Below are 21569 nucleotides of genomic sequence, written 5' to 3'. Positions count from 1 at the left end.
TGCTTCGCTCCCGCCTTCTGTAATTCCCTTGCGTTTTATTTTAAATTCTCCTCAAGCATGTCAAAGATATCGCCCATTTCGTCCATTCCAAGGTCTTCGGCGCTGAAGTCGCTCGGCGTGAATTCCTTGTCTTCTTTTTCCGTGCAATGGCGGATCAGCATCAGGAGATTTTCTTTAAACCGTTCCATTTGCTCCTCGACCGTAGCTCTTTCAAACTCCTTCTCATTGTAAGAGCAAGAAAGCACAAACCGGCCGTTTCTGATCATGCCGCTGAAGCTTAAAGCGTACAGCGCTTCTGATTCTTCGCTTACTTGGCGCCCCATATCGAAAGCGGACGGCTCAAAGAAGTCTGTTTTCACTTCACTGTCGAACTGGCCCAAATAGTTGAAGCTGATCTCTGGCGTGAAGCCCTTTGTTTCCGCTGTTTCTGTGACATAACGGAGAATGCCGTAGCCTACACCTTTGTCCGGAATGCGGCGCAGGTTTTCTTTGACTGACTTGATCACGGCTGATGCATCCGCTTCAGACATGTCGAGCACAACAGGATATTGCGCCGTAAACCAACCGACCGTTCTGGAGATATTCACATTCGGAATGATGTCCTCCCGTCCGTGTCCCTCCAAGTTAATGCCGATTTTGGCACCTTCTGTCCATTCCTTCATGGTCAAACCGAGCGCGCTGAGAAGAATATCATTGATTTCCGTTCCATATGGCTGATGGACATCCGTTAAGAGATGTTTGGTGTCTTCCTCCGTTAATTCACTGAGGACAGCTGATGTATGCTTGACGATCCGCTGCTCTGTTTCGTAATCCTTCGGCACAGGAGAAACCTGTTCAGCGTCAATTTGCGACCAGTATTCAACCTGCTGTAAAAGATGCGCTGATTGACTGAATGCCGCCAGTTCTTCCGCCCAATCCTTGAAGGAGTTCGTTTTTTGCGGGAAGACAATGTTCCCTTCTTTCTCAGCCTGCATGTAGCCTGAAGCAAAATCTTCAAGCAAAATCCGCCATGACACGCCGTCGACTACGAGATGGTGAACAGCGATTAGCAGGTGGTCGCCAGCTTCCGTCCGGTATTGCTCCGCCTTGAGAAGCGGTCCGTTTTGGAGATCGAGACTGCTTTGCAGCCTGTCCGCTAGAATCTTGATCTGGCTTTTCAGCATGTCTTTATCGGAGCCGTACAGGTCCACGATTTCAAAGCTGACTTTGCTTTCGCTGATTGGTTTATATGCTTGCAGGATCTCTCCGTTCTCCTCACGGTAAACCATGCGGAGCGCGTCATGATGCTCGATCAGCGCCTGCAATGTTTTCTCCACCCGTTCAGGGTCAAAGCCCTTCGCGGCGTGAAGCATCACCGATTGGTTCCAGTGGTGCTTGTTCGTGAAGTTCTTTTCAAAGAACCAGCGCTGAATCGGCGTCAGGATGACTTCACCCTCCACCGGGCCTTGGTCCGCCTGTTTGCCTTCGGCACGCTCCACGTATTGGGTCAGCTCCTCGATCGTCGGGTGCTGGAAGAGGTCTTTCATTTCCAGCTTCCAGCCGTGCTGGTTCAAGCGGCTCGCCATTTGGATTCCTTTGATGGAATCTCCGCCCATTGCGAAGAAATTGTCGCTGACACCGATCTCCGGAACGCCGAGCACATCCTGCCAGATGCCTGCAAGCAGCTCTTCCATGTCGGTTGCCGGCGCTTTGTATTCTCCGCTTCCCGCTTCGATGTCCGGCTCAGGCAGGGCTTTGCGGTCTACTTTGCCGTTTGCCGTAACCGGAAGCTCGTTTAGCGTCACCCAGAACGCCGGGATCATGTAATCCGGCAGGGTTTCCTTCAGTGCTGATTTGAGCGCCTCTATGTCAGCTGTTTCCGGTGTCACATATGCCGCAATCGCTGTATTGCCGCCTTTGTCTTTGACGGCTGTCACCGCCGCATCCTGAACGTCAGAAAGCTGGGCGAGCTGGACTTCGATTTCCGACAGCTCGATCCGGTAGCCGCGGACCTTGACCTGCTGGTCGATCCGTCCGATATATTCGATGCCGCCGTTCACCCATTTCACCAAATCGCCGGTGCGGTACATGCGTTCACCCTGTACAAACGGATCAGCGACAAACCGCTTCGCGGTTTCGTCTTCTCGATTCAGATAGCCTCGCGCCAGTCCGCGTCCCGCCACGCAAAGCTCCCCGGCTACGCCTTCCGGCTGCACCTGATTGCCCTCACCGAGAATGTACACTCTCGTATTGGCGATCGCCTGCCCGATGGAAAGCGAGCCTTCCTCCGGATTGATCTCAGTGCTTGTAGCGACGACTGTGTTTTCTGTCGGCCCGTAGTTGTTGACGAGCGTGTACGGCTGTTTGACCGCACGCTTCAGCTTGTCTCCGCCTGTGAGCAATACGCGCAGTGATGTGTTCTCAAGCTCCATGAACTGTTCCGCCAGCTGCGTCGGCAGGAATGTAATCGTCACGCCGTTCGTTTCGAAATAGTCATTCAGGCGGACGATATCGAGGCGGATCGCTTCATCAATGACGTGAAGCTCGGCGCCGATCGTCCAAGTCGGGAACATCTCCCAAATGGAAGCGTCGAATCCGAAGCCCGCGTACTTCGCACTGCAGTCCTCCGCTGTCATGCTGAACGCGTCGTGATGCCAGAAGCACAGGTTGACAAGCGCATGGTGCTCGACCATGACACCCTTCGGCTGTCCGGTCGTTCCCGACGTGTAAATCATGTACGCGAGGTTCTCCGCTTTTGTAGCTGTAAGCGGGTTTTCTTCGTCGTTTTCATCAAGCGGCAGGCTTAGAATCGTGCGATCCCCGTCGAGAAGAATGACGTCTCCCGAGAAGCTATCCGGAACTGAAAGGCCCTCCTGCTTCAAGAGAAGCTTCGCGCCGCTGTCTTGTAAAATATAGTCAATCCGCTGATCCGGATAATCAGGATCAATCGGCACAAACGCCGCTCCCGCCTTCAAGACGCCGAGCACCGCGGCGGACATTTCCAGCGACGGCTTCGTGAGAACGCCGACACGCTCATCCGCACGGACGCCGCAGTCGATCAGAATCCGGGCAAGGCGGTTCGCCTTGGCATTCAGCTCGCCGTACGTCCATGACTGCCCGTTATACGTGACAGCCGGGCGGTCTTTGTGGCGCAGAGCCGTCTCTTCGAATAGCTGATGGACGGTTTTGTCTGTCGGCACAGGCAGCGTTTTGCCCTTCCATGCGTCGAGAAGCGTTTGTTTTTCTGTTTCAGTGATGAGCGACAGGCTGGAAAGCGGCTGGTTCGGATTTTCCGCTACAGCCTTTAGTAAACGCAGAACGTATTCGCTCCACTTCTCAGCCGTTTCTTTCGAGAACAGATCAGTCGCATATTCGAGCTGCAGGCCGATGCCGTCTTCATCAGTGAATCCGCCTAATGTCAGATCAAACTTAGACGTTCCCTGATGGGACTCGTAAGGTGAAATGCTTAGATTCTGCAATGTAAGCTGTTCTTTATCAGGATTTTCTGTCGTCACCATTACGTTAAACAATGGATTTCGGCTCATATCCCGAGGAAGATCAAGCTGATTGACCAGGTCCTCAAACGGGTATTCCTGATGCTCAAGCGCTGACAGGTTCGTCTGCTTCGCTCGCTCTAGCAGCTCTGCAAAGGTGTGCTGTTCTTCCGCTTCCATTCTTAAGGCAAGCGTATTGACGAACATTCCCGGCATGTCTAGGACATCGGCATTCGTCCGGCCGGCGGTAACAGAGCCAATGACGATATCCCGCTGTCCGGAAATTTTGCTTAAAAAGACGTGGAAAACAGCGTGAAGCACCATGTGCAAGGTCGTTCCGGTTTCGGCGAGCAGTTTTTCTACCGCCTTTGCCGTCTCGCTTCCCGTACGGAAACGCACCGTATCCCCTTTAAAGCTTTGTACAGGCGGACGGGCGTAATCGAGCGGAAGATCAAGCTCCGGCAGCTCGCCTGAAAGAACCGAAAGCCAGTACGCCTCATGCTCCTTCATCCGTTCCTTTTGCTCAGCTTCATTTTGCCAAACGGCGAAATCCTTATAATGAAGCGCCGGCTCCGGAAGCTGTTCTCCTTTGTAAAGCAGTGCTAATTCTTTTACAAAAATACCTCTTGAAACGCCGTCTGCGATAATATGATGCATATCCAAAAGCAGCAAATGTTTTTTCGCTTCTATTCGAAGTAAAACCGCGCGAATAAGCGGTGCATCGTTTAAGTCGAATGGACGGATAAACTCCTTGATCTTTTGATCCGCTTCGTCTTCCTTCGCTTCAAACACATGAAGATCAATCGCCGCCTCCTCCATAATGCGCTGAACAGGCTCACCGTTGGCTTCTGTAAATGACGTCCGCAGTGACTCGTGGCGGTTCACAAGATGATTGAGTGAATCGCGCAGACGCGAAAGATCAAGCTCACCTTCCATCAGAAGAACAGATGGCATGTTGTAGCTGATCGTCTGACGGTCAAGCTGATTCAGTACATACATCCGTTTCTGCGCGGATGACAATGGATACATCTCTTGTTTGTCAGCCGGTTTGAGCACGTGATGGCCGCCCGAAACTGCCGATGCCTCCATATAAGCAGCCAGCTGGCGAACAGTCGGCTGCTCGAACAGCGCTTTAAGCGGTACGGTTTTCTCCAATTCGGCCTGAATGTTGGCGATGAGCATCATTCCTTTTAATGAATGGCCGCCTAAATCGAAGAAATTGTCATCAATGCCGATCGCGTCTATGCCAAGCGTTTTCTGCCAAATGCGGCATAGGCTCTTCTCAAGCGCTGTTTCCGGTGCTGCTGAGGGCTTGCTTCCGGATTGTGCCGCGTTCGGCTTCGGCAATGCGTTTCTATCGGTTTTTCCGTTTGCGGTCAGCGGAATGGCGTCAACCTGTACAAAGAAGGCAGGAATCATATGAGACGGCAGTGTTTGAGAAAGCTGATTCCGGAGCTCTGCTTTTTCAATGGCATGATCCGCTGTATAATACGCGCAAAGCTCTTGAAGCCCGCCCTCAGAAACCGCTAGGACTACCGCTTCTTGAATTCCGCTGTGGCTGAGCATGACCGTTTCAATTTCTTTCGGCTCGATGCGGTAGCCGCGGATTTTCACCTGATCATCAGCCCGTCCGATAAATTCAAGCGAACCGTCCGAAAGTCTCCGTACAACATCTCCGGTTTTGTACATCAGGCTGCCCGGCGAAAATGGATTCTCTACAAACCGATCGGCTGTGAGCTGCGGCCTGTTAAGATAACCTCTCGCAAGCCCCTGTCCCGTGATATAGAGCTGTCCGCTCGCTCCCGGAGGCACGAGCTTCAATGCTTCATTTAAGACAAGCGCGCCGGCATTCGCAATCGGCTGTCCGATTGTCGGGCGTTTCGTGAATGCGTCCGGTTCAGACAGATCAACCCGTCCGGCGATGGCGCCGATCGTTGCCTCTGTCGGACCGTAGTGATTGATAAATTCGGTATGTCTATAGACGTTGCTGAAGGCGAGCACATCAGCCGGAATGATTTTTTCTCCTCCCAAAACAATCAAGCGCAGGGATTCAAAGTGCGGCTCTTTGGTAAAGCTGGCTGTGTTCACCATCGTATGGAACAGAGACGGCGTCAGTTTGATATAAGTGATCCCGTGCTCCTTGATATAGCGTCCTATTTCATCCGGCGCTGTATAGGTTTCCTTCTGCACGATATGAAGCTCACCACCCGCCAGAAGCACAGGGAACATGCTCGTATAGCCCAGGTCGAATGCGTAAGACGAAAGCAATACAGACTTATCAGTTTCCGTCAGGCCCGCCTCTTGACTAAACCAAGAAACATAGTTTGTCAGATTGCGATGTTCGATCTGCACACCCTTCGGCTTCCCGGTCGTACCGGACGTATAAATGACGTAAGCAAGATTGCGGGATCCTGAGATCGGTGATAGGCGTTCCTTACTCTCATTTCTCCATCCCTTGTCGTCAAGGTTGATGATTGTTCCCTCGTACCGCCCGATAGCCGTCATGTTTCTTTCGTTCACGACCGCTATTTTCGCTCCGCTGTCCTCTAGTGAATAGCGGATTCGTTCTTCAGGTGTATCAGGATCAATCGGCAGGAATGCCGCCCCCGCTTTCATGACGCCGAGAATCGAGACCATGATTTCAGCTGACCGCTCCATGACAATCGCGACGATGTCTTCACTCCCCGCCCCTTGCGCGCGAAGATGATGTGCCAGCTGGTTCGCCTGTTCATCAAGCTCGCGATAGGTCAGCCGTTTTCCGCCAGCCTTCACCGCAGGATGATCAGGTGTTTGCTGCGCCTGTTCTTCGAAAAGAGCTGCAAAGGTTGCTTCAGTAATTTTCGTCATATGTCTTTCTTCAAGCAAAGCAGCCGTTTCCGCTGGTGAAAGCAAATCTGCGTCAGACAGCCGAACGTTCGGATTAGCCGCCGCTGCTTTGATAATATTGACAAAGTGGCTGCTCCAGCGGCGGATCGTCTCGTCCTTAAACAAGGCAGTCGCATAGTCAAAGCTTAGGCCGATATCCTCTTCACGCTCGACTGCTTCCAAGGAGAGATCAAATTTCGCCACGTGATGAAGCATGGAATACGAAGAAATCTTCAAATCTCCCAATCTCAATGATGGAATCTCCATGTTCTGCATGTTGAACATCACGCTGAACAACGGACTTCGGCTTGTGTCCCTTGTAAGCGGAAGTTTTTCAATCAGTTCCTCAAGCGGATAGCTCTGGTGCTCGAAGGCTTGAAGGCTTGCTGTTTTGACCTCTTCAAGGAATTGCGCAAAGGTTTTATCCCCCACAGGCGCCGTTCTGAGTGCGACCGTGTTGACAAACATCCCCGGCACACCTTGCAGATCAGGATGTGTTCTTCCCGCAGTCGGCGAACCAACAATGATATCCTCCTGTGACGCGTACTTAGAAAGGAGCACATTGAACGCCGCCAGTAAAAACATGTACATTGTCGTATCGGTTTCTGCCAAGAGTGATTTGATTTGAGCCGTGATTTGCTTATCAAGCCCGAACATCACGCGCTCTCCCGCAAAGCTCCGTTCAGCAGGACGCTCGAAATCCGTCGGCAGATCAAGAATCGGCAACTCTCCTTTAAAGGTATCGAGCCAGTATGCTTCATCTTTTTGATGATCGGCATGTTCTTTGTGCCACACAGCGTAATCCTTATAGTGAATTTTCGGCAGCTCTAGATCAGCGCCTTGATACATTTTGGCAAGATCGCCGATCAGTATGCCTGTTGAACTGCCGTCAGTGATAATATGATGCATATCAATCAGCAGCAGGTGGCGTTTTTCTTCAAGCTGGACAAGCTTCGAACGGACGAGCGGCGCGCGGTTTAATTCAAACGGCTGAATGAACGCTTTGATCATTTCCTCCGCGTCTTCTTCCTGTCCCTTGGCAGCCTCCAGCCGGAACGATATGTTTTTATGAACGGTTTGCACAACTTCTCCGTCGATCATGTCAAACGATGTACGGAGGATTTCGTGCCGGTTGATTAAATGCTGAATCGCGTTTTCAAGCCGGTCTTTATCTACTTCTCCCTCCAGCAAAAGTACAGCGGGGACGTTGTAGCTTGTGTTTGCTTGTCCAAGCTGATTGAGGATATACATTCTCCGCTGGGCCGGGGATACAGGATAATGCTGCTGATAAGGTGCTTGCTTGATCGGTTCAAACGTCTGCTCCTCCTTGCTTTCGTTCTCTTCCAAATACAGCGCCAGTTCTTGAATGGTCGGCTTTTCAAAAAGCACTTTAATCGGTACTTCCTTATGAAAATGCTCCTGAATTTTCGCCGTCATCATCATCGCTTTCAAAGAATGGCCGCCGATCATAAAGAAGTTATCGGTAACGCCTGCTTTGACGCCGAGTATCCCTTCCCAGATCTCCGCTAATTTCTTTTCACTCTCTGTTTCTGGCGCTGCGTACTCCGGCTGCGCGGTTTCTGATTGAGGCGCAGGCAGTTCTTTTTTGTTGATTTTTCCGTTTGGCGTGAGCGGCAGGCTGTCCAGCTGAATCAAATGGGCAGGAACCATATAGTCAGGCAAAGATTGGGACAGTGTTTTTCTCAGCCCGCTCACAGACACTTCACGGTCCGCCGTAAAGTACGCGCAGATTTCATTTTCGTCTGCTTTGTTCTTGCGGATGATCACGGCAGCCTCTGTCACATGCTCTGCCATGTTCAATTTTGTTTCAATTTCGCCAAGCTCAATTCGGAAGCCGCGTACCTTCACTTGGTTGTCGATTCTGCCTAAAAATTCGATATTGCCGTCCGGCAGCCATCTTGCCAAGTCGCCAGTGCGATAAATCCTTTCACCCGGTCTGTACGGGTCTTCGAGAAATTGCTTCTCCGTCAGCTCAGGCAGATTCACATACCCTCGCGCTACACCAATTCCGCCGACGCAAAGCTCGCCGGGCGCGCCAATTGGCTGCAGGCGCTGCTGCTCATCCATAATGTAGGCAGTCGAATTTCCGATAGGCTTTCCGATCGGAATAGAGCCGCTGTACTCGCGGTCAATCAGAAAAGTTGTTGAAAACGTCGTGTTTTCTGTCGGGCCGTATCCGTTCCACAATGAAAGCGACGGTGATGCCTGTCTCACTTTGCTGACAATATGCGGCACGAGTGCGTCTCCGCCGATGATTAAATGGCGCAGTGTGCCGAACATGCCAGCATCCTTTGCGGCGAGCTGGTTAAATAACGGTGAAGTCAGCCACATCGTCGTGATTCTCTGCTCGCGCAGGTATGCTGCAAATTGTTTCGCATCAAGCATCGTCTCTTTTTTGACCGGATAAAGCGCTGCGCCATTCAGCAGCGCGCCGAATACCTCGAAAGTGCCAGCATCAAAGCTGACAGCTCCTGTTTGCGCCATGCGGTCTTCCTCAGTGACAGGAACGTACCCGGCATTTTTGACGAGGCGCAAGATGCTTTTATGTTCGATCATGACGCCTTTCGGTTTGCCAGTCGAACCGGATGTGTACATGATGTATGCCAAATCAGACGAGGCGGATGGCAGATTGAGATTGTCAGCCGCTTCGCTCTCTTCAAAGCCGCTGTCCAGTGTAAGAACCGGCACTTGCAGCTGATGCGCCTGCTCCGCATACGTCTTTCCGGCCAATACCATTCGAATCGAACTGTCCTCCGCCATGAAACGAAGACGGTCTTCAGGAAGCGCGGGATCAAGCGGCACATAGGCGGCGCCTGCTTTTAGCACAGCCAGCATGCCGACAACGGTTTCTATTGAGCGATCGTTCATAATCGCGGCCGTTTCCCCTTTTCGCAGACCTTGTTCGATGAGCTTTCTTGCCAGACGGTTTGCCGCTGTATTCAGCTCACGATATGTCAGCTCGATTCCTTCATATACGACGGCAGTGCTCGCCGGCGTCCGCTTCGCTTGCTCTTCAAACACTTGGTGAACGGCCATGCCTTCAGGAAGTTCGGCTTTCGTCTGGTTAAATACCTCGACAATTTGCCGCTGCTCTTCGCCTCCCACAAGCCCGTACTCACGCACAACAGCGTCCGGCTGATCGACAGCCGCTTCCATCATGCGGGTGAGGTGCTCCGCTGTCCGTTCGATAAAAGCGGAGTCAAAGGCAGCTCCGTTATATTTGATTTTGACGGTCCACGTTTGGCCCGGATACACAATCAGGTTAAAATCGAAGCTCGTTTGTTCAAATGCGCTTTCTACCTTGATAGAGAACCCGAGGCGGTCTTCCATGCTGCCGTTTTCAAGCTCTTGGTCAAGCGGATAATTTTCAAACGCGACCAGATGGTTCAAGAGATTGCCATCAAGGGCCGAGCGTTTTTGAATCTCATAGAGCGGCACGTAATCGTAACGCTCCGCCTCTACTGCATGCTGCTGAACAGCTGAAAAAATATCAGCGAAAGCAGCATCTCGATCAACTTTTACCCGCACCGGAATGGTGTTGATAAAAAGCCCCGCCATCGTTTCAATTCCGTTGATTTCAGACGGCCGGCCCGATACGACCGTGCCGAAGACCACATCATCCGTAAAGTTGTATTTGCTGAGCACGATGCCCCAAACAGCCTGAAACAGGTTGGGCCCTGTCACTTGATGGCGGTTCGCGGCTTGCTGAATGCGGGCAACCAGTTTTTCGTCCCATGTAAATGAATATTCTTTATTGACGTATTCGTCTTTTTTCTCAGGCAGGCGGCCCGGGAGCACGCTCGGCTGCTCAAAATCCGCCAAGCGTTCGCTCCAGTAGCTCTCCGCCTCTTCATTGTCCTGTTTCCCAAGCCACTTGATGTAATCGGAATATGGCTTGCCCTGACCGTTTGCCGGTGTCCGGCCTGCTCTGAGGGCTTCGTAGTTTTGGAACAGGCTTTTCATGAGTACGCCCATGCTCCAGCCGTCCATCATAATATGGTGATTGCTCCAGACCAGATACAGCTGATCTGCACCAAGACGGAAAACCGCCACCTTGAACAATATGTCTTTTGCCAGGTTAAAGCCTTGGCGCTGCACGTCTTGTTTATAGCGCTCAATGTGCTCTTTTTGGCGGTCTGCGTCCGTATGGCTGATATCTTCATAGTGCACCTTTGTTTTGCGTTCCGCTAATACAACCTGACGCGGTTTTTGCAGCTGCTGGTGCACAAATACCGTACGGAGAATATCGTATGACCGAATCAGTTCATTGACGCTTTTCTCAAAGATTTCAAGATCAAAAGCACCGTGAATCCCAAGCTCTAATTGTGTGAAGTACGAGGAAGAATGCGGATCAAGCATCGCATGATACAGCATTCCCTCCTGCATCGGTGTCAGTGCGTACACCTTTTGAATCGATTTTTTGCTCATATGCCACCTCTATTAGAAAATTTCCATTAATTTATCCAGCTCATCCAGCGTCAAATCATCATCGCCAAGGTCACTCGGCGTAAGTTCCGTTCCATCTTGAGATAGGCAATGTTCAATGACTCTGAGAAGATGCGCTTTAAAGCTGTCGCTGAATGTCTGTACTGTTTTTTCATGAAATTCGAGAGAATGATAGGCCAGTGACATCGTCAGTTTTCCGTTTTCGATATATCCGACAACATCAAGCGCGTTCGGTTTTTCTGTTTCCGGGCTTAACGACTGTCCTGACGGCAGCTCTGATCTCGTGAACAAGCCTGCATCCGACATGTCATCGAACTGCCCTAAATAGTTAAAGCTGACATCCGGCTGAATCGAGAACGCCATCTCTTCTTTATGTTCCGGCGCCGTCAGATAGCGCAGGATGCCATACCCGACACCCTTGTTCGGTACATGTCTGATATCTTCTTTCATTTGCTTCAGCTGGTAGCCCAGATCATCCGCATGCTTCATATCGAGCACCATCGGGTACATACTCGTAAACCAGCCGACTGTGCGGGAAATAGTCAGGTCTTCTATGATTTCTTCACGTCCATGCCCCTCTAAATGAACACTTACTTGATCCTGACCTGTCCACTCCTTCATCGCCAATCCGAATGCCGTCAGCAAAATATCATTCATTTCTGTGTGATATGCCTCGTGCACCTTTGTGGTGAGCTGTTCTGTCTCTTCAGCAGTCAGCGTGAATTCGATTGTCTTTGTATGTTTCATTCGCTGATCACCAGATTCGCGATCCTTCGGAAGCTTTGCCGCGACAGTCTGTTCTTCAAGCTGTCTCCAATACTCTTTTTCTTTCAAAAAGGCCTTGGAGTTCGCGAAGTCTTGCAATCTCTCTGCATACTCCGCAAATGAATGTGTTTTCTGCGGGAGAACCGGTGGTTCATTGTCTTGCTCAAGCTGTGTATAAACCGCGGCGAAATCCTCCAGTAAAATCCGCCACGACACGCCGTCAACCACTAAGTGGTGAATGACAAGAAGCAAGTGGTCTCCGTCTTCCGCTTGGAACAAGCCTGCTTTTAACAAGTCGCCTTCCTGCAAGTCGATGCTGCTTTGTAAACGCTCCGCTTCTCTCTCTATGCGGTCTTCATGATCTTTCGCTTGGCCCTCGATGTGGATGATCTCCAATTGAGCTGAAGCAGCTTTAAGTCCTCTGTTATATTGAACGACATCTTTCGGCTCCTCACGGTAAACCATGCGGAGTGCGTCATGATGCTCGATCAGCGCCTGCAATGTTTTCTCCACCCGTTCAGGGTCAAAGCCCTTCGCGGCGTGAAGCATCACCGATTGGTTCCAGTGGTGCTTGTTCGTGAAGTTCTTTTCAAAGAACCAGCGCTGAATCGGCGTCAGGATGACTTCGCCCTCCACCGGGCCTTGGTCCGCTTGTTTGCCTTCGGCACGCTCCACGTATTGGGTCAGCTCCTCGATCGTCGGGTGCTGGAAGAGGTCTTTCATTTCCAGCTTCCAGCCGTGCTGGTTTAAGCGGCTCGCCATTTGGATTCCTTTGATGGAATCTCCGCCGAGTGAGAAGAAATTGTCGCTGACCCCGATCTCCGGAATGCCGAGCACATCCTGCCAGATACCGACAAGCAGCTCTTCCATGTCGGTTGCCGGCGCTTTGTATTCTCCGCTTCCCGCTTCGATGTCCGGCTCAGGCAGGGCTTTGCGGTCTACTTTGCCGTTTGCCGTAACCGGAAGCTCGTTTAGCGTCACCCAGAACGCCGGGATCATGTAGTCCGGCAGAGTTTCCTTCAGTGCTGATTTCAGCGCCTCTATGTCAGCTGTTTCCGGTGTCACATAAGCCGCGATCGCTGTATTGCCGCCTTTGTCTTTGACGGCTGTCACCGCCGCATCCTGCACCTCAGAAAGCTGGGCGAGCTGGACTTCGATTTCCGACAGCTCGATCCGGTAGCCGCGGACCTTGACCTGCTGGTCGATCCGTCCGATGTATTCGATGCCGCCGTTCACCCATTTCACCAAATCGCCGGTGCGGTACATGCGGTCACCCGGCACAAACGGATCAGCGACAAACCGCTTCGCGGTTTCGTCTTCTCGATTCAGATAGCCTCGCGCCAGTCCGCGTCCCGCCACGCAAAGCTCCCCGGCTACGCCTTCCGGCTGCACCTGATTGCCCTCACCGAGAATGTACACTCTCGTATTGGCGATCGCCTGCCCGATGGAAAGCGAGCCTTCCTCCGGATTGATCTCAGTGCTTGTAGCGACGACTGTGTTTTCTGTCGGCCCGTAGTTGTTGACGAGCGTGTACGGCTGTTTGACCGCACGCTTCAGCTTGTCCCCGCCTGTGAGCAATACGCGCAGTGATGTGTTCTCAAGCTCCATGAACTGTTCCGCCAGCTGCGTCGGCAGGAATGTAATCGTCACGCCGTTCGTTTCGAAATAGTCATTCAGGCGGACGATATCGAGGCGGATCGCTTCATCAATGACGTGAAGCTCGGCGCCGATCGTCCAAGTCGGGAACATCTCCCAAATGGAAGCGTCGAATCCGAAGCCCGCGTACTTCGCACTGCGGTCCTCCGCTGTCATGTTGAACGCGTCGTGGTGCCAGAAGCACAGGTTCACAAGCGCATGGTGCTCGACCATGACACCCTTCGGCTGTCCGGTCGTTCCCGACGTGTAAATCATGTACGCGAGGTTCTCCGCTTTTGCAGCTGTAAGCGGGTTTTCTTCGTCGTTTTCATCAAGCGGCAGGCTTAGAATCGTGCGGTCCCCGTCGAGAAGAATGACGTCTCCCGAGAAGCTATCCGGAACTGAAAGGCCTTCCTGCTTCAAGAGAAGCTTCGCGCCGCTATCCTGTAAAATATAGTCAATCCGCTGATCCGGATAGTCAGGATCAATCGGCACAAACGCCGCTCCCGCCTTTAAGACGCCGAGCACCGCGGCGGACATTTCCAGCGACGGCTTCGTGAGAACGCCGACGCGCTCATCCGCACGGACGCCGCAGTCGATCAGAATTCGGGCAAGGCGATTCGCCTTGGCATTCAGCTCGCCGTACGTCCATGACTGGCCGTTGTACGTGACGGCCGGGCGGTCTTTGTGGCGCAGAGCCGTTTCTTCGAATAACTGATGGACGGTTTTATCTGTCGGAACAGGCAGCGTTTTGCCCTTCCATGCGTCGAGAAGCGTTTGTTTTTCTGTTTCAGTGACGAGCGACAGGCTGGAAAGCGGCTGGTTCAGGTTATCGGTGACCGCGTCTAGAAGCTGCATCCAGTATCGCTTCCATCGTTCGATTGTTTCAGGCTTAAACAGCGCTGTATTATATTCAAGCACGAACGTAAGCCCGCCATCGGTTTCGTCAGCCGTCAGCGTGATATCAAACTTGGCTGTTTTCCGTTCAAACGGATGAGGCTCAAGCTGAATCCCTTTCATCGTTAAATCCTTGATGTTCGCATTTTGCATTGAAAATACGGCATCGAATAACGGGTTTCTGCTTATGTCACGCTGAACCTGTAAGTTCCCGATCAGATCCTCAAGCGGGTAATCCTGCGCTTCAAAAGCGCTGAGTGCTGTTTCTTTCACTTCGCGAAGATAGTCAGCAAACGTTTTTTCACCCTTCGGATACGTGCGCAGCGCCAATGTGTTGACGAACATTCCGATGACTTGGCTGAGGTCCGCATGAGATCGTCCGGCTACAGGTGAACCGACGATGATATCGTGTTGCCCGCTTAGTTTTGATAAAAACGCACTGTATGAAGCCAGAAGCACCATGTACAGTGTGGAATCCGTTTCATTTGCAAGTCTGCGCAGAGCAGCAGCTTTGCCTGCTTCCAATGAAAATGCAATGCGGTCTCCCTCAAACGTTTGAACCGCAGGCCGGCTATAGTCAGTCGGAAGTGTCAGCACCGGCAGATCTCCGTCCAGCTCCTTCAGCCAATGCTCCTCTTGCTTCTTATAAAGCTCAGACTGAATGAACTGCTGCTGCCACACGGCATAATCCTTATATTGAATACGGAGCGGCTCAAGGGTTTTTCCATCGTACAGCTTCGAAAGCTCCTCAATCAGCACACCGACAGACGTACCGTCAGAAATAATATGATGCATATCGAACAGCAGCACATGCTCAGTGTCTGAATGCTTGATCAGCCCTATTCTGAACAGTGGAAGTTGGTCGATTTTGAAAGGCTTAATAAACTCAGAAACGATTCGCTCTGTCTCTTCTTCCGGGGCTTCGAAATAAGCTATCTCACACTCAGCCTCTTCCCAGATCCGCTGTACCGTTTCTCCATCTTTTATTTCAAATGTGGTCCTCAAGGCTTCATGACGCTGCATTAACTGCTGCATGACGCTGTTTAGCTTTTCAACATCAAGCTCACCTGTCAGGCGCAGAACCGCCGGCATGTTATAGCTCGTTTGCGCATCTTCAAGCTGCTGAAGGACATACATCCGTTTTTGCGGTGAAGAAACAGGGTACGTATCTTGTTTGTTTGCCGGGCTGATGCTGACGGCTGTCCCTTTTTCAGTAGAGGCAATCACCTGTGCCAAGCCCTCAACCGTCGGTGACTGGAAGAGATCTTTAAGTGACAGCTCGACACCCAGTTCCTGATGAATCAAGGCAAGCATCTTCATGCCTGCTAATGAATGTCCGCCGATGTCAAAGAAGTGGTCATAAACGCCGACTTGTTCAGCCTGAAGCACCTGTGCCCAAATGTCTGCGACTTTTTGTTCCGTTTCATTGCGAGGCGCAACATATGAAACACCTCTTGACACGCTGGCATCAGGAAGCGGCAGCGCTCTCCGGTCGATTTTTCCGTTCCCGGTCAGCGGCAGCTCGTCCATTTGGATAAACACCGCAGGAACCATATAAGCCGGCAGATCCTTCGCCGCATGCTCTCTCAGCTCATGAGATGAGATTTCTCCCTCTCCGACAAAGTACGCGCAGAGCAGTTTGTCTCCTGCGCCTTGATCAACAGCAAGCACGACAGTCTCCTGCACGCGATCGTGGGTTTGCAGCTGATGTTCGATTTCTCCAAGCTCGATACGCTGTCCGCGGATTTTCACCTGATGGTCGATCCGGCCGATAAATTCGATGTCGCCATTCGGCAGCCATCTGGCAAGGTCACCCGTTTTATACATGCGTTCGCCGGATGTAAACGGATGCGGAACGAATTTCTCCTCAGTCAGCTCCGGACGGTTGTAATAGCCTTTCACAAGACCTTCTCCACTCACGCATAGCTCCCCGGCGATCCCGGCAGGCTGCACGTGTCCAGCCCGGTCAAGGATGTATACTTCCGTATTGCTGACCGGTTTTCCAATCGGAACAGACAGCGTATGCTCCTCCAATTCATCAACCGGATGATACGTTGCGAAAACCGTGCTTTCAGACGGCCCGTACATGTGAAGCAGCTTGCCCTTTCCGACCATTTGCAAAGCTTTTCTCACATGCTCAACCGAAGCCCGCTCCCCGCCAAACATAATCTTTCTCAGCGTAGACAAGCACGCCGGATTCAAATCCACAAGCAGGTGGAACAAAGCGGTCGTAATCATGAGAATGCTGATGTTCTCCCGTTCAATGACGCGGGACAGGCGAGCCATGTCCAAAACGGTTTCCTTCGGTATCAGCACCAGCTTGGCGCCGTTTAACAAAGAGCCGAACATATCGAACATAAACGCGTCAAACACGTAATTGGAAAGACCGAGAATCGTATCCTGTTCTGTAATGCTGAGATAATTCGTTTCCTTTACTGTGCGCAGAATATTGGCATGCGTCACGATGTTTCCCTTCGGTGTTCCTGTCGTTCCGGAAGTATACGTCAGGTTGGCCATCGCCGCAGAATCAAGAGGCAGCGCGAGATTTTGCGCATCGGCATGATAACTTTCTTCCTCATCTGCAAGCACGATAACGCCGCCAAATTCCGCTTCTTCTGCTAAAGCCTTTAATGTCTTCTGGGTGAGAAGCACCTTCGCCCCGCTGTCACGGAAGAAATGCTGCATCCGCTGAATCGGGTGTTCCGGATCAATCGGAACATAAGCCGAGCCAGCTTTTAAAACGGCGAGGATCGAGACAATCATGTCCATTGACCGCTCGCATAAGACAGCCGCTGTTCTTCCTTCTCCCGCTCCAAGCGAAAGAATGCCGCGCGCTAACCGATTGGCACGCTCATTCAGCTCACGATAAGTGAGTGATTCGCCTTCATATTGAAGCGCCGGATGGTCCGGTGTTTTCGCCGCTTGCTCCTCAAACAGCTGAACAATCGTTTTGTCTTTCGGGTAAGGAGTTCTTTCCGGGTTAAACCGCGAAATTTGCGAAGCAGCCTCCTCTTCAGAAAGAAGTTTGTATTCAGATATCTGTTTCTCAGGCTCAGCCGCAGCATCTTCAAGCAAACGCGCAAAATGGTTGAGCAGCCTGTCAGCCGTGCTTTGCTTAAACAGCTTCGTGCTGTAATCCAAATCAATCTCAATGCCCTCATCGGTTTCTCTCGCCTGCAACGTCAAATCAAATTTGGCAATCTTGAAGTTGGTCTCATGAACAGACAAGGCCAGATCGCCGACAGCCGGAATGCCCTCTGTCGCATTTTGAAGACTGAACATCGTGTCAAACAGAGGATGTCTGCTTACATCACGCGGGATGTTCAAATCTTCTACAAGCCACTCAAACGGATAGTCCTGATGAGAAAAGGCATCCAGCACCTGTTTGCGGACACGCGCGATCAATCGGGTAAACGTCTCATCCTGCTTCACTTCGCCGCGAATCGCGAGCGTATTGACGAACATCCCGACGATGCCCTCTGTATCGGAGTGGTTTCTGCCTGCCGACGGCGTCCCGACAATGATGTCATCCTGTCCCGTATACTTTGACAAAAGCGTGTAGTAAGCGGACAGCATCACCATATATAACGTGGAGCCATTTTGTTCAGCCAAACGATGCAAGCGATCCTTCAATCCCGCATCCAGCTTGATTGATACCCGGTCCCCTTCAAAGCTTTGCACAGGCGGTCTCGGATAATCGGACAGAAGCTGAAGCACAGGAAGCTCGCCCGCAAAGACTTCCTTCCAATACGCCCGGTCCTTCTGGTACCCTTCAGCAGCCTGACCGCTTTGCCACACGGCGTAATCCTTATATTGAATACGAAGCTCAGGAAGCTGTTCGCCTTTGTATAACCGTGCTAACTCCTCCAAAATAATGCCGATGGAGACACCGTCAGAAATCAAATGGTGCATGTCAAACAGCAGCATATGTCGGTTCTCTCCAAGCTCCATCAAGCCGATTCTGAACAGCGGCGCTTTCGCCAAGTCAAATCTCCGGACAAATGACGTCATAACCGCCTCATCGGAACGGCCGCCTCTATCAATCATCTCGATGTTGAAATTGACGCTGTCATGAATGTTCTGTCTCGGCGTGCTGTTTTCCAGAACAAATGACGTTCTCAACGACTCGTGGCGGCGGATTAACTCTTGAAATGCACGCTCCAGCTTTTGAATGTCTAGAGGCCCTTCCAAAATCGCTGCCGCCGGCATGTTGTATCCGACTCCGGCATCCTCGAACTGGCTGACGATATATGTTCGCTGCTGTGCCAAGGAAAGCGGGTAATGCTCCTGTTTTTCGGCAGGTTCAATCGCCGCAAAAGCCCGGCTTTCTCTGTGATCAGCTTCCTCCGCAAGAGAGGCAATTGTCGGATGCTCAAACAAAAATTGAAGCGGAATCTCAACGCCTGTTTCCTTGTGAATCTTTGTTAAAAGCGTCATGGCCTTCAAAGAATGCCCGCCCGTTTCAAAGAAATTGTCAAAGATCCCCGCCTTCTCAACATTCAGCACATCCTGCCAAATGGCTGCGATTGCTTTTTCCGTCTCATTGCGCGGCGCTGTATAGGCCGTGCCGCTGACCGCCTTCACCTCCAGCGCAAACAGCTTGCGGCGGTCGACTTTACCGCTTGGCGTGAGCGGAATTTCTGTGATCTCTGTAAAGTAAGCCGGCACCATATAATCAGGAAGCTGTCTGGCCGCATGCTCCCGCAGGCTTGCCGGAACAAATTCGCTGCATGGCTTCTGCACAACATATGCGCAAACCTCAAGATTCCCCTGTTCGTCAGGACGTGCCAAAACAACGGCTTTCGCAACGTCTGGCGCCTGCTGAATCACGGCTTCAATTTCTCCGAGCTCAATCCGGTATCCGCGGACTTTGACCTGGTCATCCTCTCTGCCTAAATATTCGATTGTTCCATCTGGCAGCCAGCGCACCACGTCTCCGGTACGATACATGCGATCGCCTGGAACGAATGGATCTTGCAAAAACTTCTCAGCCGTCAAATCAGGCAAATGCAAATAGCCTCGGCCGACACCGTCGCCCGCGATATAAAGCTCGCCCGCCACGCCTTCAGGCTGGAGACGGCCTTTTTGATCCAAAATATATAAGCGGTTATTCCCCAGCGCTTTCCCGATCGGCACATACGCTGAATGAACGGCACTCTCCGTGCTCACCGGATGAACGGATGCGTCAACACACGTTTCAGTCGGCCCGTACACATTGGTCAAACGCGGCGCTGTGCCTGCTTCTTTAAACAGCTTCAGCAGCTTGTCCGCAACAACAGATGATAGCCCCTCTCCTCCGATCAGCATATGCTTCAGCTTGAGGCCTTCAAAATCGCCCGCCGCGATCAGCATTTGCAGATGGGCCGGTGTTCCGTCTGTCGCTTCAATGTCGTGTTTGCGATAATATGCAGCAAGGGCAGATCCGTTCGTCACTGTTTTCTTCGGTACAATATAAAGGGTTTGTCCCAAAAGAAGCGACGCGAAAATCTGCTTCACTGACGCATCAAAGTGGAACGGCGCAAGCAATGCCATCCGCAGCGCCTGGCTGCCGCTTTGATAAATTGTCTGCTGCAGAGACTCAACCAAATGATGAACCTGGCGATGCTCGATCATTACGCCTTTCGGACGTCCGGTTGTTCCCGATGTGTAAATAATGTAGGCAAGGTTCCGTGCGTTCACATCTGCAGTCAGGCTTTCTGCACCTTCCGCAATCGCCCAGTCAAAATCAATCAGCTCAGCATCGGCCGCAGGAGCCGCAACCTTCGATTCTGTCAGGATAAAGTCCGCGCCGCAGTCCTCCAAAATATATTGAATGCGCTCGGCAGGAAACTCAGGATCAATCGGCACATAGGCTCCGCCGGCTTTTAAAATCCCCATGATAGACGTAATCATGCGTTCAGAACGTTCAAGCAGAACCGCGACAGGACTGTCCGGGCCAACACCTTTCTGTTTCAGCACATTGGCGATGCGTGCTGATTGTTCATGTAACGTTCGATAGGACAATGTGCGACCTTCAAACACAACCGCTGGATGATCAGAAAGCAGCTCAGCCTGTTCTTGGAACAGCTCTGGAATTGTCATTTCCTTGCGATAGCTGACTGATTCACCGACGGCTCTCGCAAGCAGCTTCTCTTTCTCCGCTTCAGAAATCAACGTTAATTCATCAATTGCATGGTCTGGATGCGATAACGCGTTCTCCAGCATCGTAATCATGCGTTCACAAACAATTTTGATTTCTTCACGTGAAAATAAATCAGTGCGGTAATCAAAATCAATGGTGAGTTTCCCAGTATCCCATCGATCCTTTACATGAATTGAGACATCATTTAATCCGCTGCCGCTGAAAATCGGCTCAGTCAAAAAGGCAAGATCCTCTTCTTTCTGCCACTGCATCACTTGATATTCAAGAGATACTGTAAACAGCTTGGTCAGAGAGCTCTTTGTTTCACGCAAATCGTTGATCAGAAGGTTATACGGATACTTTTGGTGACGAAGCGTCTTCATAAGATCCTTCATCCGGTCTTTGACAAAATCTAAAAACGCCTGCCCGCCGTCAATGTTTGTCCGAAGCGGAACCGTGGAAACAAACATGCCAAGCATCTGCTTTTCTTTCGCATTTGTCCGGTTGCCCATAAAGGTTCCCGTCACGACATCATTCTGGCCGCTGACTCTGTATAAATAGGCGGCGAGCACCGACTGAAACACCGACAGAACACTGACCTTGTTTGTCTCACAAAACGATAGAAGCTGCTGATGAAGTGCTTCAGGCACGTCCTTAGAAAACCTCTCAGCATCCAAGCTTCCTCCCGCAGACGCATTCCGTTTCAAGGAAACAAGCTCCGGCACCGATTCGAATTGCTTGTTCCAAAACGCCTTGTCCTTTTCAAACCGCTTCGATTGAGCATAGTCCTGTTCAGATAAAACATGATCGATAAATGAATGCGAGATTCCTGCTTTTGTTTCTAAGCCGCCGGCTAATTCTAAGTAAATGTGCATGATCGCATTTCCGAGAATATTCATAGAGATTCCATCAGAGATCACATGATGAACATTTACGTAATACCACACTTCATTTTCCTGAATGGTGAACAAGGAAAAACGGAACAAGTCACAATCATACAGCGGCAAAGGTTTTCCCGTTTCTTCCCGGCCCCATTGTGAAATAGTCTCTCTCGCATTCGGATCTCCTGTGGTGTCTGTATGTTTTATATCAACAGGCCGATACTCGCTTATATATTGAACGGGCTCTCCGTTTTCATCGAGCCGCAAACGAAGGCGCATGGCGTCATTTCTGCGGATAAACTCTTGAATTGCCCGCTCAACAAGCATCCGGTCAACCCTTTCAGTTGAAACCAGCTTGCCAATCCCCGCGAGATTCGAAATGCTCGTCTGAGGATAAAATTTTTCTGTATACCAAATTCGTTTTTGTGCTTCCGTTAAAGGGTAAAAAGTTATTTCCATATTTTC

2 protein-coding genes are annotated in these 21569 nt (G+C 51.2%); both read right to left on the bottom strand.

Annotated elements, in window-relative coordinates:
• Positions 1 to 35 precede the first annotated feature (35 nt).
• A complete protein-coding gene (gene srfAB, locus EFK13_RS02175) occupies positions 36 to 10787 on the bottom strand; it encodes a surfactin non-ribosomal peptide synthetase SrfAB (protein ID WP_407062066.1) in 10752 nt (3583 codons plus the stop codon).
• Positions 10788 to 10799: 12 nt separating this feature from the next.
• Positions 10800 to 21563 carry a surfactin non-ribosomal peptide synthetase SrfAA gene (srfAA, locus tag EFK13_RS02160; RefSeq protein WP_248894265.1) on the bottom strand — a complete coding sequence of 3588 codons (10764 nt, stop codon included), beginning with the start codon at positions 21561 to 21563 and terminating at the stop codon, positions 10800 to 10802.
• Between the last annotated feature and the right edge of the window lie 6 nt (positions 21564 to 21569).

It is taken from the genome of Bacillus cabrialesii, assembly GCF_004124315.2.
GTDB lineage: Bacteria > Bacillota > Bacilli > Bacillales > Bacillaceae > Bacillus > Bacillus cabrialesii.
The sequence above is the reverse complement of the archived record's forward strand: the minus strand, read 5'-3'. Positions and strand labels throughout refer to the sequence as shown.

What these genes read in the sequence shown, in the direction of transcription:
- srfAB (WP_407062066.1), bottom strand. Translation starts at nt 10,787, where the DNA reads ATGAGCAAAAAATCGATTCAAAAGGTGTACGCACTGACACCGATGCAG.
- srfAA (WP_248894265.1), bottom strand. Translation starts at nt 21,563, where the DNA reads ATGGAAATAACTTTTTACCCTTTAACGGAAGCACAAAAACGAATTTGG.